This window comes from Phaeobacter sp. NW0010-22, assembly GCF_040365955.1.
GTDB lineage: Bacteria > Pseudomonadota > Alphaproteobacteria > Rhodobacterales > Rhodobacteraceae > OMPR01.
The window spans coordinates 354,567-376,489 of record NZ_BAABWT010000001.1 but is presented as its reverse complement, the minus strand read 5'-3'; the positions used below and the strand labels follow the sequence as shown (position 1 = coordinate 376,489).

Annotated in this window: 23 protein-coding genes and 1 tRNA gene; 14 read left to right on the top strand and 10 right to left on the bottom strand. The window is 54.4% G+C overall.

Annotated features, from left to right (window positions below; all coding sequences use genetic code 11):
• The first annotated feature begins 68 nt into the window (after nucleotides 1-68).
• Nucleotides 69-932: a GNAT family N-acetyltransferase gene (locus ABWV33_RS01645; protein WP_353328842.1), complete on the top strand. Its 864-nt coding sequence runs from the start codon at nucleotides 69-71 to the stop codon at nucleotides 930-932.
• Nucleotides 933-938: 6 nt separating this feature from the next.
• Here ABWV33_RS01645 and ABWV33_RS01640 read toward each other — a convergent pair whose 3' ends face one another.
• Nucleotides 939-1,178: an Lrp/AsnC ligand binding domain-containing protein gene (locus tag ABWV33_RS01640; RefSeq protein WP_113824833.1), complete on the bottom strand. Its 240-nt coding sequence runs from the start codon at nucleotides 1,176-1,178 to the stop codon at nucleotides 939-941.
• Nucleotides 1,179-1,363: 185 nt separating this feature from the next.
• On the opposite strand from ABWV33_RS01640, the gene hisB reads away from it, so the two are divergent.
• Both hisB and hisH read left to right on the top strand, forming a co-directional pair.
• Nucleotides 1,364-1,951, top strand: coding sequence for an imidazoleglycerol-phosphate dehydratase HisB (hisB, locus tag ABWV33_RS01635; RefSeq protein WP_121999132.1), 588 nt, complete (start codon nucleotides 1,364-1,366; stop codon nucleotides 1,949-1,951).
• Nucleotides 1,952-2,590: an imidazole glycerol phosphate synthase subunit HisH gene (hisH, locus tag ABWV33_RS01630; RefSeq protein ID WP_353328839.1), complete on the top strand. Its 639-nt coding sequence runs from the start codon at nucleotides 1,952-1,954 to the stop codon at nucleotides 2,588-2,590.
• Between the two features lie 26 nt (nucleotides 2,591-2,616).
• On the opposite strand, the gene ABWV33_RS01625 is transcribed toward hisH, so the two are convergent.
• Nucleotides 2,617-3,015: a DUF2147 domain-containing protein gene (locus ABWV33_RS01625; RefSeq protein WP_113825025.1), complete on the bottom strand. Its 399-nt coding sequence runs from the start codon at nucleotides 3,013-3,015 to the stop codon at nucleotides 2,617-2,619.
• A gap of 131 nt (nucleotides 3,016-3,146) precedes the next feature.
• On the opposite strand from ABWV33_RS01625, the gene hisA reads away from it, so the two are divergent.
• From hisA to ABWV33_RS01610, 3 genes are read left to right on the top strand one after another with little or no spacing between them, the layout of a single operon-like run.
• Nucleotides 3,147-3,869 carry a 1-(5-phosphoribosyl)-5-[(5-phosphoribosylamino)methylideneamino]imidazole-4-carboxamide isomerase gene (gene hisA, locus ABWV33_RS01620; RefSeq protein WP_164620756.1) on the top strand — a complete coding sequence of 241 codons (723 nt, stop codon included), beginning with the start codon at nucleotides 3,147-3,149 and terminating at the stop codon, nucleotides 3,867-3,869.
• A gap of 50 nt (nucleotides 3,870-3,919) precedes the next feature.
• A complete protein-coding gene (gene hisF, locus ABWV33_RS01615) occupies nucleotides 3,920-4,681 on the top strand; it encodes an imidazole glycerol phosphate synthase subunit HisF (protein WP_353328837.1) in 762 nt (253 codons plus the stop codon).
• 10 nt (nucleotides 4,682-4,691) lie between these two features.
• Nucleotides 4,692-5,006 carry a phosphoribosyl-ATP diphosphatase gene (locus ABWV33_RS01610; protein WP_113824828.1) on the top strand — a complete coding sequence of 105 codons (315 nt, stop codon included), beginning with the start codon at nucleotides 4,692-4,694 and terminating at the stop codon, nucleotides 5,004-5,006.
• Nucleotides 5,007-5,010: 4 nt separating this feature from the next.
• On the opposite strand, the gene ABWV33_RS01605 is transcribed toward ABWV33_RS01610, so the two are convergent.
• From ABWV33_RS01605 to rlmB, 4 genes are all read right to left on the bottom strand, one after another.
• Nucleotides 5,011-5,481, bottom strand: coding sequence for a CoA-binding protein (locus ABWV33_RS01605; RefSeq protein WP_121999138.1), 471 nt, complete (start codon nucleotides 5,479-5,481; stop codon nucleotides 5,011-5,013).
• Between the two features lie 198 nt (nucleotides 5,482-5,679).
• Complete coding sequence (locus tag ABWV33_RS01600) at nucleotides 5,680-6,156, bottom strand: YHS domain-containing (seleno)protein (RefSeq protein ID WP_353328834.1); 477 nt, start codon at nucleotides 6,154-6,156, stop codon at nucleotides 5,680-5,682.
• A 78-nt stretch (nucleotides 6,157-6,234) separates the two neighbouring features.
• Nucleotides 6,235-6,534 (bottom strand): hypothetical protein, encoded by a 300-nt coding sequence (locus ABWV33_RS01595; protein WP_113824825.1) that lies wholly within the window; start codon nucleotides 6,532-6,534, stop codon nucleotides 6,235-6,237.
• Between the two features lie 12 nt (nucleotides 6,535-6,546).
• Nucleotides 6,547-7,320 carry a 23S rRNA (guanosine(2251)-2'-O)-methyltransferase RlmB gene (gene rlmB / locus ABWV33_RS01590; RefSeq protein WP_353328832.1) on the bottom strand — a complete coding sequence of 258 codons (774 nt, stop codon included), beginning with the start codon at nucleotides 7,318-7,320 and terminating at the stop codon, nucleotides 6,547-6,549.
• Between the two features lie 117 nt (nucleotides 7,321-7,437).
• Between rlmB and ABWV33_RS01585 the strand changes: the two genes are divergently transcribed.
• Nucleotides 7,438-7,521, top strand: a tRNA-Tyr gene (locus ABWV33_RS01585).
• 437 nt (nucleotides 7,522-7,958) lie between these two features.
• On the opposite strand, the gene ABWV33_RS01580 is transcribed toward ABWV33_RS01585, so the two are convergent.
• Both ABWV33_RS01580 and ABWV33_RS01575 read right to left on the bottom strand, forming a co-directional pair.
• Entirely contained in the window at nucleotides 7,959-10,784 is a 2,826-nt protein-coding gene (locus tag ABWV33_RS01580; protein WP_353328830.1) for a putative sodium/potassium/calcium exchanger, read from the bottom strand.
• 376 nt (nucleotides 10,785-11,160) lie between these two features.
• Nucleotides 11,161-11,880, bottom strand: coding sequence for a hypothetical protein (locus ABWV33_RS01575; protein ID WP_353328829.1), 720 nt, complete (start codon nucleotides 11,878-11,880; stop codon nucleotides 11,161-11,163).
• A gap of 323 nt (nucleotides 11,881-12,203) precedes the next feature.
• Here ABWV33_RS01575 and ABWV33_RS01570 point away from each other — a divergent pair, with 323 nt between their 5' ends.
• From ABWV33_RS01570 to ABWV33_RS01550, 5 genes are all read left to right on the top strand, one after another.
• Nucleotides 12,204-12,851 carry a TIGR02466 family protein gene (locus ABWV33_RS01570; protein WP_353328827.1) on the top strand — a complete coding sequence of 216 codons (648 nt, stop codon included), beginning with the start codon at nucleotides 12,204-12,206 and terminating at the stop codon, nucleotides 12,849-12,851.
• Nucleotides 12,852-13,060: 209 nt separating this feature from the next.
• The gene (locus ABWV33_RS01565; RefSeq protein WP_353328825.1) at nucleotides 13,061-14,836 is read left to right on the top strand and encodes a type I secretion system permease/ATPase; all 1,776 of its coding nucleotides are present in this window, start codon (nucleotides 13,061-13,063) and stop codon (nucleotides 14,834-14,836) included.
• A gap of 3 nt (nucleotides 14,837-14,839) precedes the next feature.
• Complete coding sequence (locus ABWV33_RS01560) at nucleotides 14,840-16,153, top strand: HlyD family type I secretion periplasmic adaptor subunit (RefSeq protein WP_353328823.1); 1,314 nt, start codon at nucleotides 14,840-14,842, stop codon at nucleotides 16,151-16,153.
• 667 nt (nucleotides 16,154-16,820) lie between these two features.
• A complete protein-coding gene (locus ABWV33_RS01555) occupies nucleotides 16,821-17,402 on the top strand; it encodes a hypothetical protein (protein ID WP_353328822.1) in 582 nt (193 codons plus the stop codon).
• A gap of 361 nt (nucleotides 17,403-17,763) precedes the next feature.
• Complete coding sequence (locus tag ABWV33_RS01550) at nucleotides 17,764-18,522, top strand: hypothetical protein (RefSeq protein ID WP_353328820.1); 759 nt, start codon at nucleotides 17,764-17,766, stop codon at nucleotides 18,520-18,522.
• A gap of 1 nt (nucleotide 18,523) precedes the next feature.
• Here ABWV33_RS01550 and ABWV33_RS01545 read toward each other — a convergent pair whose 3' ends face one another.
• Nucleotides 18,524-19,201: a TIGR04283 family arsenosugar biosynthesis glycosyltransferase gene (locus ABWV33_RS01545; protein ID WP_353328818.1), complete on the bottom strand. Its 678-nt coding sequence runs from the start codon at nucleotides 19,199-19,201 to the stop codon at nucleotides 18,524-18,526.
• A gap of 72 nt (nucleotides 19,202-19,273) precedes the next feature.
• On the opposite strand from ABWV33_RS01545, the gene ygfZ reads away from it, so the two are divergent.
• Nucleotides 19,274-20,008: a CAF17-like 4Fe-4S cluster assembly/insertion protein YgfZ gene (gene ygfZ, locus ABWV33_RS01540; protein ID WP_353328816.1), complete on the top strand. Its 735-nt coding sequence runs from the start codon at nucleotides 19,274-19,276 to the stop codon at nucleotides 20,006-20,008.
• 94 nt (nucleotides 20,009-20,102) lie between these two features.
• The gene (locus ABWV33_RS01535; RefSeq protein WP_353328814.1) at nucleotides 20,103-21,032 is read left to right on the top strand and encodes an ABC transporter transmembrane domain-containing protein; all 930 of its coding nucleotides are present in this window, start codon (nucleotides 20,103-20,105) and stop codon (nucleotides 21,030-21,032) included.
• Between the two features lie 116 nt (nucleotides 21,033-21,148).
• Here the strand turns inward: ABWV33_RS01535 and efp are convergent, their stop codons facing one another.
• Entirely contained in the window at nucleotides 21,149-21,712 is a 564-nt protein-coding gene (gene efp / locus ABWV33_RS01530) for an elongation factor P (RefSeq protein ID WP_113824812.1), read from the bottom strand.
• Nucleotides 21,713-21,923 lie beyond the last annotated feature (211 nt).

Genomic DNA, 21,923 nt, shown 5'->3' with positions numbered 1-21,923 from the left:
CTGGCCTGCCTTGTGCGTTTCAGCCATGCTGCATCCCATACAATTCGTTTTTGGATCAGAGGTTCGCCATGCCTGATTATATCGTCCGCCCGATGACCCCCATGGAAGTGCAGACGGCCATTCAATGGGCTGCGGATGAAGGATGGAACCCCGGGCTCGCTGATGCCGACAGTTTTCTTTCGGTGGATCCGCAGGGGTTTTGGGGAGGATTTCTGGACGGTGAAATGATCGCGTCGATTTCGGTCGTGAACTACGATGAGGTGTTCGCGTTTCTCGGGTTTTACATCGTGCGCCCTGAATTTCGCGGGGAGGGTTTAGGGCTTGAACTGTGGCTGACAGCAATCGCCCATGCCGGGGATCGGCTGGTAGGGTTGGATGGTGTCGTGCAGGAGCAAGAGAACTACCGCAAGTCCGGCTTTACGTTGGCCTATCGTAACATTCGCCAGCACGGCAGCGTGGCTGCGGTTCTTGCACAACTGCCCACGCCCCGGCCCGAAATCGCAGCTTTGTCAGAGATATCGCCCCAACAGTTACAATACGATCGCAGCGTGTTCCCTGCCCCGCGAGACGCCTTTTTGCAGGCCTGGCAAACCGCACCCGGGCATCATGCCCGTGCCGTGTGGGATCAAGGGGAATTGCGAGGATACACTGTGTTGCGTCCCTGCCGGGATGGGTACAAAATCGGGCCGCTCTTTGCCGATGACAAAGAGATCGCTCGGGATCTGCTGGCGGCTGTATTGGATCAAGTTCCAGCAAATCAACGGTCGCAAACCGTGTATCTGGACACGCCCGACTGCAATGATTCAGCGATGGCGTTGGCGGGCGAATTGGAAATGGAGCCTGTTTTTGAAACGGCGCGGATGTATACGGGACCCGCGCCGGATATCGACATGACACGTATTTTTGGTGTCACCAGTTTTGAGCTGGGCTGAGCCGCCTTAGAACGCTTTGAACGTCATCGTGGTCAAGGACCGCTCGATCCCGTCAATGTCCAGCAAATGGTTGTTGATGTATTTGCCCACGTCTTCGTCAGCGGGGATATACAGCTTCATCAGCAGGTCGAAATCACCGCTGGTGGAATACAGCTCTGAATGGATTTCGCGCAGCGCGATATCTTCGGCCACTTTGTAAGTGGTGCCGGGTTTGCAGCGAATCTGGATGAAGACACAAGTGGACATGCCGGAGCCTTTTATTTGGAGTTCGCCGCCAAGCTGACATGGTGGCCTGACAGGCGCAATCCCTGTTGCGGTGGGCCCCTGTTTAGTGCCGCGCCGCAACATATCGCATCAGGGGCTTTGCGCGGGCTGGAAATTCGGCGCAATCTGCGCCTATAAGCGCGCAAGAACCGTTGAGGGGACAGGACATGCGTCGCGCCACCATTACTCGCCAAACCGCCGAGACCGAGATTTCAGTCGAGATCAATCTCGATGGAACCGGAGCTTATGACAATCAAACTGGTGTTGGCTTTTTTGACCACATGCTGGACCAGCTGGCGCGTCATTCTTTGATCGACATGACGATCACAGCCAAAGGCGATTATCATATCGATGACCACCACACCGTCGAAGACACCGGCATTGCCCTAGGTCAGGCCCTGGCGAGCGCGCTGGGTGACAAAAAGGGGATCAATCGGTATGGCGAATGTCACCTGCCGATGGATGACGCCCAAGTGCGTTGTGCGCTGGACCTGTCGGCCCGCCCGTTTCTGATCTGGAACGTGGATATTCCCACGCAAAAGATCGGGACCTTTGACACCGAATTGGTGCGAGAGTTCTTTCAGGCCTTGAGCACCCACGGCGGAATCACCCTGCATGTTGATCAGCTGCATGGCTTCAATAGCCATCACATCGCGGAAGCGGCTTTCAAGGCCGTCGCGCGTGCGTTGCGGACAGCCGTTGAAACGGACCTGCGCAAGGCTGATGCGATTCCTTCGACCAAAGGTGCACTTTGAATGCTGACGGCAATTATCGATTACGAAAGCGGCAACCTGCATTCTGCTGAAAAAGCGTTTCAGCGCATGGCACAGGAAACCAACGCTGGTGAGGTGATCGTCACCGGCGACGCCGATGTAGTGGCCCGCGCAGATCGCATTGTGTTGCCCGGTGACGGTGCCTTTCCCGCATGTGCCGCTGCGTTGCGCGGACATTCTGGCCTGTTTGACGCGCTGCGCGAAGCTGTTGAGGACAAAGGTCGCCCGTTTCTGGGGATCTGCGTCGGCATGCAGCTAATGGCAACCTGGGGTCGCGAATACGAAGACACAAAGGGGTTGGATTGGGTCGGTGGTGAAGTCGTCAAGATCACACCAAAGGACCCTAGCCTGAAGGTGCCTCATATGGGGTGGAACGATCTGGTGATCGACAACCCGCATCCTGTCTTTGAGGGCATTCAAACCGGCGATCACACATATTTTGTGCATTCGTACCAGTTTCATGTGGCAGATGCTGCCCAGCGATTGGCGCATGTGGACTATGCCGGGGACATCACCGCCGTTATCGGGCGGGACACGATGGTGGGAATGCAGTTCCATCCTGAGAAAAGCCAAGACACCGGCCTGCGCCTGATCGCCAATTTCTTGAACTGGGCGCCTTGATCGCCCAGCTCTTGCGCGTTGGGTCGTTACTTGACGCGCTTCCAATCTTGACCGCGACAAATCAAACCGCCTGCAACGCAGCCTTTGACGGTTAGGGTTTTGCCGCTCAGCGACATTTTTGACGAATAGGTCTTGTCCGAATCTGGGGCCCAGATTTTACCACCGCTGTAAGCCCCGCCCCCGTCGACATTCATATCCCAGATAATCTTTTTGCCGAGATGCTCGTAACCTGACGACAGGCTGCCTGCTTTATCATAAGCGGCTTTTATGGTTCCGCAAATAGCCGCACCACATGGGGCAATCGCCACATGCAGGTAACCGCCTTCTTCGCCTTCTGCTGTTTTCCAGGTGCCCGACACGGCATCGGCCAGCGCCGGACCCGCGAAGCCCAAGGCAAACACTGCACTGATAATCAGTTTTTTCATCATTACTCTCCCTGTTTGCCCCACTGTGACGTGGATTCCCCGCTTCGGGCAAGACTGACTTTGGGTCGCGTTGCATCCCCTACCCCAGTCGTGCCATATCGCGCCTGAACATAAGCATAAGGCCGCGCACCATGATCCTGTATCCCGCAATCGACCTCAAAGACGGCCAAGCCGTACGCCTTGTGCGCGGTGAAATGGACCAAGCGACTGTTTTTAACGACGACCCCGCCTCGCAGGCGATGGCTTTTGTCGAGGCAGGGTGTGAGTGGCTGCATCTTGTGGACCTGAACGGTGCGTTTGCTGGTGAGCCAGTCAATGCCGCGCCGGTTGAGGCGATTTTGAAAGCCTGCAATGTTCCTGCGCAGCTGGGTGGCGGAATACGCGATATGGCCACCATCGCGACATGGATAGAAAAGGGATTAGCGCGGGTGATCCTTGGGACCGTTGCAGTGGAAAACCCTGATTTGGTTCGCGAAGCAGCCCGCGAATTCCCCGGGAAAGTTGCCGTTGGCATAGACGCGCGTAACGGGTTGGTCGCGACCAAAGGCTGGGCCGAAGAGACCAATGTGCAGGTCACTGATCTGGCCAAATCGTTCGAGGACGCAGGCGTGTCCGCCATCATCTACACAGATATCAATCGCGATGGCGCAATGCAGGGGCCAAACATCGAAGCCACCGCTGATTTGGCCCGCGCGGTATCGATCCCGGTGATCGCGTCCGGTGGGGTCAGCTCGCTGGCAGATCTGATTGCCCTGCGCGACTGCGGCGTTGACTTGAATGGTGCCATATCAGGACGTGCGTTGTATGATGGCGCGCTTGACCTGAAAGAAGCCCTTGCCACTTTGGCATCCTGATCCGCAATGACCGTCCCCCTGTCCCCACATCCAGTCACGGTAAACACCTTATGTTGAAAACCCGCATTATCCCCTGTCTGGACGTCGCCGATGGTCGCGTTGTCAAAGGCGTGAACTTTGTCGGTCTCCGAGATGCCGGTGACCCGGTTGAATCCGCCAAAGCCTATGATGCGGCGGGGGCGGATGAGATTTGTTTTCTGGACATTCACGCCACTCACGAAAACCGGGGCACCATGTTTGATGTGGTGCAGCGCACCGCTGAACAGTGTTTTGTTCCGCTGACGGTTGGTGGGGGCGTACGCACCAAAGAAGATGTGCGCGATCTGTTGCTGGCAGGCGCGGATAAAGTCAGTTTTAATTCGGCAGCCGTGGCCCGCCCGGATGTCGTCGCCGAGGCCGCTGATCAGTTCGGCAGCCAGTGTATCGTCGTGGCCATTGATGCAAAAACCGTCGCGCCGGGCAAGTGGGAGATCTTTACCCATGGTGGCCGTAAAGAAACCGGCATTGACGCGGTTGAGTTCGCCAAAACCGTGGTCGCCAAAGGCGCCGGAGAAATCTTGCTGACGTCGATGGATCGGGATGGAACCAAATCGGGCTTTAACCTGCCGCTCACCAAAGCGATTTCAGACGCGGTAAACGTACCCGTCATTGCGTCAGGTGGTGTGGGAACCTTGGACCACCTTGTCGAAGGCGTCACCAAAGGCGGGGCAAGTGCTGTGCTGGCCGCCTCGATCTTTCACTTTGGGGAATTTACCGTTCAGGAGGCCAAAGAACACATGGCTGCCGCCGGTATTCCAATGCGCCTGTCTTAAGGGGTTAAATATGAGCATTCTGCACGATCTAGCCGCCACAATCGAAGCTCGCAAAGGCGCGGATCCGGACAGCAGTTGGACCGCCAAGCTGCTTGCCAAGGGCCCTGAAAAATGTGCCGAAAAGTTTGGCGAAGAAGCCATTGAGGCGATCATCGAAGCGGCCAAAGGCGACCGTGAAAAGCTGACCAGCGAGGCCGCAGATGTTTTGTATCATTTGCTGGTGATGCTGGCCGCACGGGATGTGGCATTGGATGATGTGTTGGACGTGCTGGCCAAGCGGCAAGGCACCAGCGGCCTTGCTGAAAAGGCCGCCCGCCCCACCTGAGCTGCTACAGCTTCGAAGAAATAACCCCAGTGGCAAAGCCACCCATACGCAGTTCACCAAACAGGCGTTGATATTCAATCTTTGGGCAACGGTTTTGGATCACATCCACGCCGCGCGCCTCGGCCTGTGCTGCCGCCTCGGCGTGTTCGACACCGATCTGCATCCAGATTGTCCGCAACTGGGGAAACTGTGCGAGCGATTCTTCGACAATCGCGGGTACTGCCTCGGAGCGGCGAAAAATATCCACCATATCGACGGGTTCAGACACGTCGCTGAGTGAGCCACGGACTGTTTCGCCAAATAGCTCTTTTCCAGCATGCCCCGGGTTAACCGGAATCACACGAAACCCCTTTATTCCGAGGTAGCGCGCAACATAATAGCTGGGGCGGACCGGGTTCATAGACACCCCCACCACGGCAATCACCTTGGTGCGGGTCAGAATCTGTTTCAGATGCGGATCTGGGTAATATGTCATGGGCTTACCGTAACCCGGACCATCAAAAGAAAAAAGCGCCCAAGGGATGAAACCCTGGGCGCAAAGTGTGGAACGAGGGACAGTGAAATGACCCGCGGCAGTTCCTTTCCGCGGTCACTGTATCATTTAGGCATTACCTGACTAAAAAAAAGAGGCTGGGTGCATTTTTTTGATGACAAGACAGTTTTTCGCTTGGAATCAGTCAAACAGCGGAGTTGGCCAGTTAACCTCGGCACGTGAGATATTCCCAGCGACATCACGCGACCACATCCGCTCAACGCCCTGCGAATGGATAAGATACAGCTTTCCATCGATAATCTGCCAAGCAAGCGGATCCGTTGTAGAGATATACCCCATCCCCATCGCATAGGCGCAATACCCCCCAAACTGAGGCGCGTAAGCGCGTGGATTGGCTTCGAAAGCTGCGCGGTTCTCTTGAGTGGCAAAATGCCAAACCGCCCCTTTCCACATCACCGCGATATCAGGGGCCCCAATTACAGGTTCTCCTGACGAAAAATAGGCAACCGTGTCATAGCCATTTATCGCCGCGCCCTGTGACGCATAGAAAATCGGGGATTCCGCCTGTATGGCGGGGGCAAAGCCCAACGCAACAAAACCAGCCAGAAAGAGTCGACGAGACAGCATGAACGTACCATTTTGAGAGTCACCCCTCATACATGCATTGTCCAACAAGGCACGCCAAGGGACCTGACAAGGATGTGAACACATCGTGTGCCCGAAACCACATTGGGTTCAATCAAAGACGTCTTCGATAACATCCCATGCTTCATCAAACACACGCGCCATAAGTCCCTTTCGTTTTTTGGGCTTTTTGTACGCTTTGTGCTTTTTGACCTTCTTGTAGGGGGCAGACCCGCCCCCCACCTTTTTGACCTTAGCAGGTTTAGCTTTTTCCTGTGGCAACATCTTCAAGTCATGGAGTGGTGCACCACAGGCAGCGCAACTCAGCTCGTGCCGCCCCTCACCGCGCAGGACAAGCGCCGCGCGCGTGCCGCAGTAACAACAAGTGGCGATTTTAGGGATGGGCTTCACGTGGACCTCGAGTTAGCGGGCTTTGCTTGCATATAAGGCGATAGCTGCCGCGTTCGAGACGTTCAGAGAGCCAAATCCACCTGCTGCATCAATTTTCACCAGATGATCCACGGTTTCTTTGGTTTTTTGCCGCAATCCGGGTCCCTCTGCACCCAAAACCAAAGCCACGGGAAGGTGCATTTTACCCTCGAGCGTCTCTTCAATCGTCTGTTCGGCTTCGCCATCCAGACCCAACACCAGAAATCCCATACGTTGTAGTTCAACGATGGTGTCAGACAGATTGCGCATCCGCAGGTAAGGCTGCCGCTCTAACGCGCCGCTGGCGGTTTTCGCCAAGGCACCGGTTTCAGGGGCCGAGTGATGCCGGGTGCCGATCACTGCGCTTGCGCCCAAAACCTCGGCCGAGCGTAGAATCGCCCCAACATTGTGCGGATCTGTAACCCGGTCGAGCAGAATCACACGAGGCGTTTCACGTCCGATGCAATTTTCTGACAAAGATCCCCAGCTGAGCGGTTTGACCTCCATCGCAGCCCCTTGATGCACCGACCCAGGGTCCAACGGAGCCGAGAAGTTACGCGGGTCAACGACCTCGGGCTCGATCCCGCCCTCAGCAATTGCCTCGGACAGCTTGTCATGGGCGTTTTTCGTCACAATCAGGCGCAATTTCTGCCGTTTTGGATTCATCAACGCATCCCGTACGGCATGCAAGCCAAAGAGCCACACAGTCTCAGGACCCGACGCTTTGCGAGCCTGTTCCTTCTCTACAACCCACTTGGGTTTCTTCATTTTTCTGGTCTCCGGCAAATCAATTCAGTTTAGGGCGCCTAAGTATAACTTTTCCTGTTGACGCCCCGTTGGGGTGCTTGTAATCACGCCCACACATCAGGTGCAACGCCTGATAGTGGGCGACAGGCCGCAAGGTGTGGCAGGGGACTGTAACTCCCTCGCGGAGACGCACGCCTGGTTCGATTCCAGGGTCGCCCACCACTTCCATATTTTATTCAATAAAAACAAGGAAGTGGTGGACAGCGCCGCGTTGTGGCGCCCTTACGAGGCTCAACACAGTTTGACGGGGTTGAGCGCAGTTCGGCGCAACTTTGAGCCGCCAAAATTCTAACCGATCTTACCAATCTCAAACCACGAAGAATGCTGTCTCAGTTCCTTGCACAGCGCATCGCCTTGCACAGGGCTTTCATAGTTTTATCCCAACCAATCTTTGAATGCGGGCACGTCGTGCATCCGCTCTTCGGTATTCTTAGCCTGCTTGTTTGGATAACAGGCTGACCTCAAACCGCTGAGCTTTTAGCGGAACACGTCAAGCTAAGAGGACTTGGCCGTCAGAAACGTAAAAGGCGGCGCCAAAGCGCCGCCCCTTTATGCAGGGACCTGCAGCAAATGCAGGCCACCCGAAGCAAATCCGACGATTATTGGATACCCTCGTCGCCTTCATTGTTTTCGTCGTCTTCGTCGCCTTCGTCTCCTTCATTGCCTTCGTTGTCTTCGTCGCCTTCGTCACCTTCGTTGTTGTCAAGCTGGCTATCGCCTTCGTCGCCCTCGTTATTTTCGTCCCCTTCGTCGTTTTCGTTTCCTTCGTCTCCTTCATCGCCTTCGTCACCGGAGTCGACTTCGTTGTCTTCATTGCCTTCATTGTCTTCATCGTCTTCGTCGTTTTCGTCCCCTTCGTTGCCTTCGTCGCCTTCGTCGGATTCGTCTTCTTCATTGCCTTCGTCGTCTTCGTTGTCTTCGTCGTTTTCGTCGTTTTCGTCGTCTTCGTCGTCTTCATTGCCTTCGTTGTCTTCGTCGTTTTCGTCGTGTTCGTCGTTTTCGTCGTCTTCGTTTTCTTCGTCACCTTCATTATTTTCGTCGTTTTCGTCGTTTTCATCGCCTTCGTTGTGTTCGTCACCTTCTTCGGCTTCGTCGCCTTCGTCGTCTTCATCTCCTTCGTTGCCTTCGTCGCTTTCGTCACCTTCATCAGATTCGTCGTCTTCGTCGTTTTCGTCACCTTCGTTGTTCATGCCGCCTTCATTGCCTTCGTCACCTTCGTCATTCTCGTCACCCTCATTATCTTCGTCGTTTTCGTCGTTTTCGTCGTCTTCGTTGCCTTCGTCACCCTCGTTGCCTTCGTCGTTTTCGTCGCCTTCGTTGCCTTCTTCGCCTTCATCCTCTTCATCGTGCTCGTCGCCTTCGTCGTCTTCGTCAGCCTCGTTGCCTTCGTTGTCTTCGTCGTCTTCGTCACTTTCATTGGATTCGTTGTCTTCGTTTCCTTCGTCGAACTCGTTGCCTTCGTTGCCTTCGTCAGCTTCATTGCCTTCGTCGGATTCGTTGTCTTCGTCAGCCTCGTCGTTCTCGTCGCCTTCGTCACCTTCGTTGCCATTCGAACTCAGGGTGCCTTCGTCGCCTTCATTACCTTCATCACCTTCGTCGCCGGAGGTTCCATCGTCGGTTTCGTTAACTTCGTCGCCTTCGTCGTTCTCGTTCCCTTCGTCGCCCTCGTCTAACTCGTCGCCTTCGTTAGACTCGTTGGCTTCGTCACCTTCGTCGCTTTCATCACCTTCATTATTTTCGTCGTCTTCATTGCCTTCGTTGTTTTCGTTGCCTTCGTTGCCCTCGTCGCTTTCGTTTTCTTCGTTGTCTTCGTTGCCTTCGTTGTACTCGTTGCCCTCGTCGTTTTCGTCGCCTTCGTCTTCTTCGTCGCCTTCGTCGTTTTCGTCGTCCTCGTCGTTTTCATCACCTTCGTTGTCTTCGTTACCTTCGTCACCGTAACCTGATCCGACCTCGTCGAATTCGTTATCTTCGTCGCTTTCGTTGCCTTCGTTATCCTCGTCGCCTTCGTCTAACTCATCCCCTTCGTTGCCTTCGTCGTCTTCGTTATTTTCGTCATCCTCGTCTAGTTCATCGTTTTCGTCGCTTTCGTTTCCTTCGTTATCTTCGTTATTTTCATCGCCTTCGTTATCTTCGTCATCTTCGTTCTGTTCGTCGCCTTCGTTGTCTTCATCATCTTCGTCGTTTTCGTCGTCTTCGTCGGCTTCATCGCCTTCATCGGCCTCGTCGCCTTCGTTTGATTCATCGTGCTCGTCGTCTTCGTCGCCTTCGTTGTCTTCCTGACCAATTACGCCTTCGTTGCCTTCATCGCCCTCCTGGCCTTCGTCACCCTCATCATCAAAGACGGTCTCTTCGTCGCCCTCGTTATCTTCGTCGTTTTCGTCTTCTTCGTCGTCTTCGTTGTCCTCGTCGCCCTCGTCATCAAGGCCATCGGTGCCATCGCCCTCGTTGCCCTCATTATCCTCGTCGCTCTCGTCACCCTCGTTCTGTTCGTCACCTTCGTCGCCAAAGACACCTTCATTGCCTTCGTCGCCTTCGCTGCCTTCGTCGCCTTCATTGCCTTCGTTGTCTTCGTCGCCTTCGTCGCCTTCGTTGCCCTCGTTGCCCTCGTCGCCTTCGTTGGCGCCCTCGTCGCCTTCGTTGCCTTCGTTGTTTTCGTTGCCCTCGTCGTCTTCGTTGCCTTCGTTGCCTTCGTTACCTTCGTCGTTCTCGTCGCCTTCGTTCCGCTCGTCGTCTTCGTCGTTCTCGTTGCCTTCGACGCCTTCGTTTTCGTTCTGTTCGTCGCCTTCGCTACCTTCGTTATCTTCGTTGCCTTCGTTGCCCTCGTTCCCCTCGTTTCCTTCGTTTCCTTCGTTTCCTTCGTTGTTTATGACGTCAGGCTCATCACCTTCGTTGTCCTCGTTCCCCTCGTTTCCTTCGTCGCCACTGCTCGCCGTTTCATTGCCTTCGTTGTCTTCGTTACCTTCGTTGCCCTCGTTGCCTTCGTCTTCTTCGTTGCCCTCGTCGTCTTCGTTGCCTTCGTCGCCTTCGTCGTCCTCGTCGTTTTCGTTGCCTTCGTTGTCTTCGTTACCTTCGTCGTTTTCGTCGCCTTCGTTGTCTTCGTTACCTTCGTTGCCTTCGTTGCCTTCGTTGTCGCCGTTGCTTTCGTTGCCTTCGTTGTCTTCGTTGTCTTCATTGCCTTCGTCGTCTTCGTTGCCTTCGTCGTTCTCGTTGCCCTCGTCGAATTCATCGCCTTCGTTGTCTTCGTCGCCTTCGTTCGCTTCGTTGCCTTCATCACTCTCATTGCCTTCATCACCATCGACATAATCATGAGAGAAGCTGATCCCGGCCAGCAGCCCTTGAGCGCGCAGCTGTTCTTCGATCAGAGCGGGCAGTTCTTCGTTTGTCAGGGTAGCTGTGGCGGTCAGTGCGGTGATAAAAGCAGTCATGGGTCTTCTCCCGATAAATCGACCTGCAAGCGCTCTTACTGTCGGGCGCAGGTCGGCAAATGTGTTGATTTTCACGGGAAGGTCGATCAGTGGACCGGAGCGCAGTAATGTTTGCAAGTCACATTTGAAAAAGCCCGATCCGCATGTTCCCGCGGATAAGAGTTGGGCCAAAGTGATGCCGAAAATTTGCGCCACGGCCCAAAGAAATGAGATTTGTTAACCATGCTCAGGTGTGGTGGGGGCTGCTGTCAATGAAAATCTGGCGGATCGGGCCTGTTGCTGCAAAGCAACAAACCTTGACCGAGATCATGGAAGCTCCCTTGCAACCCTAAGCGTTGAATTTCGCCCGGACATTGATCCGAGCAGGGTTTTTCAATCAGACTTGCTCGGGCAGCGACTCTGTCAATTCCACCGTTGAAAGGCCCTCACAAAAGAGTTTCGTGAGCAGCGTTTCGTCAGGCATTTGCATCAACCGCACCGTCAAACAGCGGGAGAGAGGATAGTTCCAGTCGTAATCATAGGGGCAGTCCGGCTGAGACAAACGGGCCCGAAGATCTTGGTGTAACCGGCCCAAGTCGTGGCGAGTGTTGGCGACAAGCACAGCGGACGCTGCCTCCGCAAGTTTCGGGTTACGGTCTCGCAACCCACGTACGACAAGGGCTTCGGACGCAAAGGCGCAGATTTCACGAAGCACGGGTGGCAAAGGGGGACCTGACATGAGTTGCAGAGCATGACCGAACTCATGCGCCACACGGATCACATCGCCGGCTGTGCCTTTGCAGGGGCAAGACACATAGGGACGTCCGTAACCGATGTCATGCAGGGTAAACGCGCGGGGAAACCGTTCCGTATCCGGAGCGAATTGGGTCAAGGTCTGCTCGGTTGTACGCGCAATCTGTGCGGCCAAGGCAGGTGCCTGTACTTGCAAGATGTCCGAAGACAGGGTCCAGAGATCAGAGCCGCTGGGAACTGTAACCTCTGGAGGGCGGTGCTCTGCAGATACTTGTTCCGAGGCCTCCGGGCCGAGCAGGTGCAAACAAGATTCTGGAGTCAGCCCGTGCAGGACTAGCCAGTCTGCCATGGTAGAATCGCTCATGTCAGTCTTTTCCGCTTCGGGTCATTCGGACCAGTCGGCCAGATCAAACGGCGGGATTTATTGGCCGGACAATTAGGCTGACAGGTCACTGTTGCCACTCTGCGCCGAGAGACTGCATTTAGCAAGAAATCCGGCCACCTCTTCAGCATCTGTGGGCACACGCTGCCGCACCAGTGCGCCCACCTTGAAGGAATCACATTTTTTTCCTAGGGTTAACGAACCTATCAATATTATCGATAGCTATTTTTTTTGGTGAACAAGATTATTGCAGTCAGATTTTCGGGCTGGGAGCGACTTAAGAAAACAAAAGGATTGAAGAAGTAATGGAACAAGACTTCAGCTTCGTTCGGAGGATGTATTTCCCCACAATGGTATTCCAAGTCGAGGTACCCGACCCGACAGAGTTGAACAACAAACTGCTCAGTAATATTTATTCAGAGCGGGAACGGGATCAGAAAGGGATCAGCCGCTCGAACATTCCAGAACTGGGCGGCTGGCACAGCCACAACGATCTGCATAAGTCCAATGACTATGCTGATCTGGTAAATCTTATCAGCCAAGCGACTGGTAAGATGTCGGACAACCTAGGTTATGCCGATTCGCACCACGTCCGCATCGGCACGATGTGGTCCATCATCAACCCGCCCGGCAGCGCCAACCGAGCCCATGTTCACCCTGGTTGCTTATGGAGCGGGGTGTATTACATTCAGGCCCCGGAAAAATGCGGCCAGATCGAATTTATCGAGCCGCGCACGGTTCACCTAATGAACCAAGCCAAATTCCAACCAAACAAGAAGCGTAACAAGGAAAACTGGACCAAAGTACGGTTCACTCCAAAGGCGGGCCGAATGCTAATCTTCCCCAGCTGGCTTTATCACGCGGTGGATCCAAACCTGACCACTGAAAAAGGGGACGCAGCGAACCGCGTTATCATCAGCTTCAACCTTAATCAGGTCAAGAAACCCAAATAGCCTTAGTAGAGCCGGATCCAGCCCCTTGGATTTGGTCAAATTAAGCTTGTCGGTTAGGTTAGGGTGAATGTCGGACAGTTTGATGCCTGCACACCAACCTTGGAGGTGGAATAGGGATCAAAGATCATACGCCTTCGTGTCTCTCGATCAAGGCAGAGACCGATGCCGTAAAGGATAGGAGCGTCCAGATTGCCTGAGAGGAGAATTGAATGAACTCGGCACAGGCTCTTCGAGGTGCCGCGCGGCACGCTGTCAGGCGAGGCAGTCTCGTTTTGACGGCCGCGTTCGGAATCAGCTTTGCAGTTAATTTGCTGCGCCTTGCGGGGCCACTGTTCATGTTGCTGATCTATGACCGGGTCCTAACTTCACGATCTGTCGAAACGTTGGTGGCACTGTTTGGTCTACTGATTATGTTGCTGTGCGTATTGGGCACGTTGGATTACGCGCGCAAACGTATGCTCGCCCGGTTTGGCGCGCAGTTTCAGGAACAGATAGAAGAGACCCTGCTGTCTCATTCCGGACGCAACCAGTTTTTCCAGCAAGGCCGCGCCAAACCTGCGCTCGGCCTCGATGAAGTCGATGGTCTGCGTGGGTTCCTGCATTCTGGGTCTCTGATTGCGGTGCTGGATTTTCTATGGACCCCGATGTTTGTCGCCGTGGTGTTCGTCTTGCACCCACTGCTGGGCTGGATCTGCGTTGGCGGTATCGGTGTCATCTGCTTGCTGATGCTAATCCGTTCGGTATTCAAGGGCGGGCGACAAGAACAAGCGAACTTGGCGCGTGGCGCAATAGGTAAGCTTAAAAATGCTATCGTCGCCTCGCACCAAACGATGCGCAAGCAGGACATGAGCGTGGGGTTCAAGGAACGCTGGAAAACTGCCCGTGACGATGCCCGCGACCGAGCCATTTCCCTGCAAGATTGGACCAGTTGGTTCAACAGCATTTCGCGGATTACTGTCATGGTCGTGCGTTACTCGGTTCTGGCCACTGGCGCATATTTGACCCTGCAGGGTGAGTTGACAGCCGGTGCCATGGTGGCTGCCACCTTCATGGTGACCCGAGTTCTAGGACCGGTGGAACGTTTCGTGACCCAAATCCCCCGTCTGATACAGGCCCGCGAACAATGGCGCAGCCTGAACCAAGTTCTGAAAACACGGGCGATGGAACTCGAAGATGCCTATTCAGAACAGCCAAGCACACCCCATCGTCTCGTGGTGGATAATGTCTCGGTACGCTCGCCGTTGACTGGTGCCTTGCTACTGCGTTCGGTGTCACTGACATCAACAGGAGGAGAGCTGATCGAAATCACCGGGACGTCGAGCCAAGGCAAAACTGTGCTAGCTGAGACCATTCTGGGTATGTGGAAACTGTCGAGCGGCAGCATCCTGGTGAACGGGCACCACACCGGGCGCCTGACCGACGTCGAGGCACAGACCGTGTTTGGCTATGCTCCGGAAAACCCCAGTTTCCTGGCCGGAACGATTGCCGAGAACATTTCGGGGCTCGATCCCCAATCCAACCCCGAAAAAGTGAGCCTGGCAGCGCGGCGAGCCCGTATGCATGCGGCGATCTGTGCCCTGCCGATGGGTTACAACACCGAACTGGATCCACAAGCCAGCTGTCTATCGAACTTCGAACGCAATCAGTTGGCGTTGGCGCGAGCGTTCTACAAAGACGCACAGATCCTGATCATCGACACGCTCGACTCCGAAATGCTGGTGCGCATTCCCAAGAAACTCGAGACAACCTTCTCGCTGCTCCGGGAACGGGATAACGTGACAATCATCGTTTTGACCCGGCAACCGTTGAATCTGCCCGACACCACGCGCAGCTACACCCTGCAGGACGGGCGCTTGGCCGTGCGCCAGACCAAAGCTGCCAACCAGTCCGGAAAAGATCACAATTCACCCGCTATTAAGCCCGCGGCTGCTGCCAAAATGTCAGTGGTCGGCAAGGACAATACCCCCAAAATCGTGCGGAGCTGACCGATGGCAGAGCCTTCTAGACAACGCAGCACCTGGAACACCGGCATGCCCTTACGATTGGCGATACTGTCCTTTGTCATGCTGATCATCGGTGTGATGTTCTGGTCGTCGCGCGTGAACATCTCGGGTGCGGTGATCGGAGACGGCGTAATAGAAGTATCGACGACAATGACCGCAGTTCAACATCCCATCGGCGGCGTGATCGAGGACATACACGCCCAAAACGGGGATGAGGTGCTTGAAGGCGATCTGTTGGTTCGGCTGGATAGCCGTCAACTGCGGTCAGATCTGAATGTGGTTGAGATCGAACTGTTTGAGGTTCTCGCGAACATTGCCCGTCTCCAAGCCATCATCGACAGTCGGCGCACGCTAGAACCGCCACCGCTCTTGCGCGAAGCGTTGCGACAACGTCCGGATCTCGAGCGGATGGTCGTCCGTCAACAACAACAGCTGCTGTCGTATTTCCAGGCGCTCGATGCGGGAACCAGCCTGTTGGATGAACAGATCGAGCAGGTCCGTGCTGAGATCGAGGGGGTCGAGGCCCAGCTTGCAGCAAAACGCGACGAACAGGAGTATCTGAAACAAGAGCTGGTGAATGTGCAGAATCTTGCAACCCGGCAGCTGATTAAACTGTCTGAAGTGTTCCGCTTGCAGAAGGCCGCTGTGACCGTCCGCGGCGATATTGGCCGGTTCAGCGCCCGCATCGCAGCATTGCGTGGCCGCATCTCTGAACTGAACCAAAAACGGTTGGCAGTCCTGCCTACAGCGCAGGAAAAAGCAGAAGAAGCCATGAGCAAACTGCGCCCCCTGCGTACTCGCTTTCTGGAAAAGCGAGTTAGCTTGGTAGCTGACCTGAGCCGGTTGGAAATCAGGGCACCGATCAACGGAAAGATCCACGATTCCAAGGTTCTGGGGCCGCAATCAGTGGTCGTGGCGGCCAAACCCTTGATGATGATCGTGCCGGATGACGACCCGATCCAAGTCGGTGTACGGGTGGGAGCAGCGGACATAGATCAGGTGTTTGTCGGTCAAAGCGCTTCGTTAAAATTTACAGCCTTCAGTGGTCGTGACATTCCAATCATAGTCGGTCAGGTGGAACGCATTTCAGCAGATGTCTTTTCCAATCCAGTGACCAAGAAGTTCTATTATGAGGTCAAGGTCGGGCTGCTGGACGACGAAATGAAGAAGCTGGGGCAGCGGGAATTACTACCAGGCATGCCGGTCGAGGCTTATCTATCCACTGAAAGCCGCACGCCATTCAATTATGTGCTGCGGCCGTTAAAGAATTACTTCGATAGAGCTTTCCGGGACAGCTAACCTTAGAAAAGTGTGATATTTCTTGAACTTCAATTCGTTGAGAAAGACCGATCTCGGGTAGCTAACTGAAAGCAACGACTGGCGATCCCTCAACCCAATTTTATGTATCGACGGATGTGGCGCGCTTGCCCGCCCCCTACCCTTCTTTTCTGGCTCAGTGAGTTATCTTTCGCTGCCCCAATTCGATGCACTAAATTGGACCGCTGTCCTGCTGACATGCCATGCTAAGGCTATCGCTTGTCAGAGGTGCATCCACGAAACAATGGCTCAAACTTTGCAAGCGGTTTACTGGCCCGGGAGTTTTCCAACAGAATTAGCGGAGAGATGACATGGGGGCCGCGTCCAGTGAGTGGCCCCATCGAACACTTTGCGTTGATCGCGATACGAGACGCAAATGACCGCCCTCACATCGCAATCTCCTATGCTTTGAAACTTGACCTGCAATCGAGAGGCATCTCTAAAGGGCTTAAGAGTAAGTACATTCTAAAAATTGGAGGCAATATTGAAACCGCTCCTTTTAACGTTCATGCTTCTCTGTGCCCCCGTTTCATTAGGTGCGCAGCCACTCTATCCAAATTCGGTCGCGTCCAACGACATTGATTTTATTCTGCCAGACGACCCTGGTGCTTGTTGGTCAATCGCAGAAACCGGGCGCGAGAAGACCGAGATGTATGACCCAAGGCGTGATACTCTTTTTGTCGAGGGTGCTATTCATTTCAGCGTTTCTTATCCCAACCAACAAATTCGTATCAATGTGCATCCTGAAGTGGGCGACCCTAAACAACGCGCTCTTGAAGCTGCTGCATCTGTTTCCAGATTGCCTCTTCAAATGAGAACAGCTGTTAGGTACGTCAATATCCTAGACGGTGACGGGTCGGCATGGGCCGAAGATCTGGGGCGTTTTTTTACCCTTTACGATGGGTTGATGGAGCGCCGTTTGCTCGAGCATGATCTGGATGAAACTGTCTTTCATGAGACTGCACATATTGCGCTGGACTCTCTTTTTTCTAACGATCCTGATTGGCGGTCAAATCAGGTTTCTGACGGCGGTTTCATCACTCAATATGCAGCTAAAAACCCAAACACCGAAGATATCGCAGAAAGCGCTTTGTTTGTGTGGACAATGACGCATCACCCTGGCCGTTTACCGACAGATATCGAGGCCTCTGTTCGGAAAATCATGCCAAACCGGATAATATACCTTGGCAATATGTTGGAAACTTTTGTGCCCCCTTCCTGCTCTGACTAGACAGAAGAGCAAGGGGCGCTAACCGGACATCGTGCTGATCCGGCGAAAATCTGTAGCAATTCCATAGGCTTTAACAACTCGAGGCCCAGCCTCCGGACAACACGGCACATTAGCAGGTGCAAATGAATGAGATAAAATTGCGGCGGCGTCCAATATCACGACACGTGAGTGAGTGTATTTTCAACAATGACCCAATTCCCCTGTAAATGAGGGGCGAGGGGATTTCTTTTGAGCCCAGCCAGTTCAAAGGATCATTTCGACCGCGACGGATCAAACAAAGCATTACACAGCCTCGTGAGCCCGGTTGTAGCGAGGCACCACTCCTTACTATGGTCACTTAACACCCGCTGCGGAGCCATGAATGACCTTTATCGCCGACAACCAGCTGCCGCTCTTGATCGTGTTTTTTATCACTGGCTGTATTGGAACTGCGTTTTTGTTTCGCAAACCGGCTGGGCACCGCTCTTGGAAGATGGCCGACCTTGTGTGGGTCGTGCTGGGCGGTATTGGTGCGTTGGTGGCCGTTATGGCCGGCCTGTACAAGGCCGACAGCTCTCGCCTGGATCGCCAAATCGACATTGCCTATGCCGCCACCGCATCCTTTGATCGCGATGCGGCACGCTTTCGGCTTAGGTTCTGTGATCCGGCTTATGACGACGACATCGAAATGTTGTGTGAAAAGGTCGAATTCCTGTCCGCCTCAACAGCCAGCAATTCGGAATTGCCGCTGTTTATTGCCGTGACGAATGAAGTGGCTCCACTTACGGGATTCACCGTTTTGTTTGGCCTTGGCGGCACGGATGACATGGACAAGATGGAGACCATGGTAGAACAGGCCAATGCCTTCAACCCTGACCAGTTTTTGGTCTTCACTTCGATGGATGAGCCAACGCAGGCGGCCGTGGATACATTGCGGCGGAAAATACCAACGATTGCCGGGGACTATCTGATCTTAGCAATGGCTTACGATGACCTGATTGAACAGGTTGGAAAGCTAAAAGACGAATGGGAATTTCTGCAGGACAATGCACATATTTTGATCTTGCAGGTTATCGCGTTGTGTCTCGTAAGTTTCGCAGCCCCTTTTCGATTGGGTAAATCGATTGTCGAGCTAAAATAACTTAGCGACGATAGGCTTGCGCCAGCTTCTCTGGTGATACACCTGCGAAGTACCGGAGCAATGTCCAAAGATTGCGTGCGCCGCGGCGCACCCACCCGGCGCGTTGATAACGGTCTGCGCTCGTAGTCGCCTTTACGGACAATCCGACTAATGGCGGCAAGGCACGTACCAAGGCCACGTCCTCCATCAGGGGTTGATCTGGGTAGCCCCCGGCCCCCTCATAGTCCGCCCTGCGGACCAGCAAGCCCTGATCGCCGTATGGTAGGCTGAATACCTGTGATCGCAAATTTGCCCAACCCGCAACCCAAAGCGCCCCCAAGCCACTTGCCCGGAATTTCAGCCGGAAATAAGCGCCCTGCTCGCTGTTGTTGATGTGGTCGTTTACGACGGTCGCCCACCCACGGCTTAGCACCGTATCAGCGTGCAGAACCAAGATCCAATCTCCGCGCGCCGCTGCGCAGCCTCGTTGCAATTGCCCCCCCCGCGAGGCCGGTCCGGTCACGATTTTGGCCCCTGCTGCCTCGGCAATTTGCATAGTCGCATCGTTTGACCCGCCATCGCTAATAATCAGCTCGCGGATCAGGCCCTCGGACAGCCCCTCCATCAAGGCCTCAAGACACTGCTGCAACGCAGTTTCAGCGTTCAGCGTCGGGATGACGATACTGATCTTTGCGGGCAAGGCTCTCTCCTCTGGTCAGCGGGTTGGTTTTGCCTATATCACAGAGACCAAGATTGACACGAGGAACCGCCCATGACCGCCCGTCGTATCCTGCGCCTAACTGGCAATGACACCGAGGATTTCCTGCAAGGCTTGATCACCAACGATATCAAGCGTGCTAGCGAAGGGCTTTTGTACGCCGCGATCCTGACCCCGCAGGGAAAGTTTCTAGCAGATTTCTTTGTCACACAGGACGGTGATGGCTTCTTGATGGACATCTCTGAGACACTTGCGGACGGGCTGATCAAGCGGTTGACCATGTACAAGCTGCGGGCGGATGTGCAAATCGCAGATAGCGGGCTGTCCTTGCAGCGTGGCACTGGCCCAGCCCCAGACGGCGGGCTAACGGACCCCAGACACCCGGACATGGGCTGGCGTGCCTACACTCACGCCGCAGCCCGCGATGATGGCACTGATTGGGACGCCATTCGGATTACACACTGTATCCCGGAAACCAACATAGAACTGACGCCTGACAGCTATATCCTGGAAAACCAGTTCGAAGCCTTGAACGGCGTTGATTTTCGTAAGGGATGTTATGTGGGGCAAGAAGTAACTGCCCGGATGAAACACAAAACAGAATTGCGCAAAGGGCTGCGCCGGGTTGCCCTCGAGGGCAGCGCACCAGTTGGAACGGACATCACGGCGAATGGCAAAACCATCGGCGCATTGTTCACGCAGGCTGGCGGCTATGGCCTCGCTTATCTGCGCTTTGACCGGGTTCAGGATGAGATGCAGGCTGGAGACGCCATCGTTCGCCCATTGTGACCCATCCGGCACGGTTGCCGCGGACTGCGGCTACAACTGTTTGAACTCTTGATCCAGTCGGCGCACCATTGGGGGACGCCACAAGAGGTCAGCGATGTTCCAACTCTATGCAGCGATCTGGCGCATCAGTTCAGGTCGCCAAGTTATCTTGATTCTGATCTCTGTTGCGATCGCAGGTCTTGCCGCGGTCCCGCTGGAATTTCAAAAGGAAATCGTCAACCTTCTGACGCAAAACGAGATCAACGAAGAAGATCTGTTTTGGTACTGCCTTTACATGATGGGGGCGATTTTGCTCAGCCTTGCGCTTAAATGGCTGATGGGGTTTCGCTCGGGCCTATTGGGCGAAGACATCATTCGATTTATTCGCGGCCGCTTGGTCACCCGTTCCATCACCTATCGCAGCGAAGGCGGCAACCTACGCAAGGGAACACTCTCGACCGCGGTGTCTGCCGAGGCGGAAGAGTTAGGGAAATTTGCGGGCGCTGCTTTTTCAGAACCAGTTGTCCAAATCGGAACGTTGATCAGCGTGATCGGATACATCGCGTCATCACAACCCGGTCTGGGAACCGTTGCCCTGTTGATGGTGTTCCCCCAGATTGTCATCGTTTTGCTGTCTCAGCGCAAAGTGAACCAGTATGTCGCCGAACGTGTACGTCTGTTGCGCAATGCTACGGATCAATTGACCGGAAACGAAATTCGCGAAGTCGAGCAAGATGTCCTAACCCGCTTTGATGCCATTTATGACGCGCGTAAAAGCATGTTCATCTGGAAACTTTCAACCAAGTTCCTGCTCAGTGCCATCAATGGCAGCGGAACGGTGGCCATCCTGCTGCTGGGCGGGTGGATGGTTATCGAGGGACGCACAGATGTGGGGACCGTTGTCGCAGCCACGATAGGTTTGGGGCGCATTCAGGGGCCGACTGCCTTTTTGATCGCCTATTACCGACAAGTCAGCGCCAATCGGATCAAATACGAGCTGCTGCTGGAAATCTTTCCCCCGGTAGGTAAGCGCACCAAAGGCTAATCTGCAGCCGAACAGGATTGGATTTTCGCTGAACCGCCCCTTTTGGACCCTACCAAACAAGAAAGAGCGACCCGATTGGGCCGCTCTTTCTGTTTGCATTTCAAATCGACGTGGCGTCACGCGCGTTCGGAATATTCCATGGTTTCCGTGTTCACTACGATCATTTCGTCCTGACCAACAAAGGGAGGCACCATGACTTTGACACCATTGTCCAAGATCGCGGGCTTGAAAGAGTTGGCGGCAGTTTGACCTTTGACCACCGGCTCTGTTTCAGCGATCTTGCAGGTTACTTTTTGGGGCAATGACGCGCTCAGGGCTTCTTCGTCGTAGAACTCCACAACAACGGTCATGCCATCCTGCAAGAACGGGCGACGTTCACCCAAAATCTCTGCAGAAACTTCGACTTGGTCGTAGGTTTCGATATCCATGAAAACGAGCATCCCATCGTTTTCATAGAGAAATTGTTGGTCTTTCTGTTCCAGACGCACTTTTTCAACTTTGTCCGCAGACCGGAAGCGTTCATTCAATTTCGATCCGTTGCGCAGGTTGCGCATTTCGACTTGAGCAAACGCTCCGCCTTTGCCTGGCTTGACGTGATCCACTTTCACAGCGGCCCAAAGTCCGTCATTGTGCTCCAGAATATTACCGGGGCGGATTTCGTTTCCGTTAATTTTGGGCATGACATAAATCCTTCACACACGGTTGATGCATTGGTTTGTGCCCCTATATCTGGCGGGAAGGAGGCTGACAAGACAACGATACCTAGTGCTGCACCTGCAGCAAGCCATGCACGCTACGCAACGCAACTATGCATTCCTGGGGTATCCGAATCAAATATGTTCAGTCATAAGGAACGCCACGCCGAAAATTGCAAGAGCAAGAACAACAAGG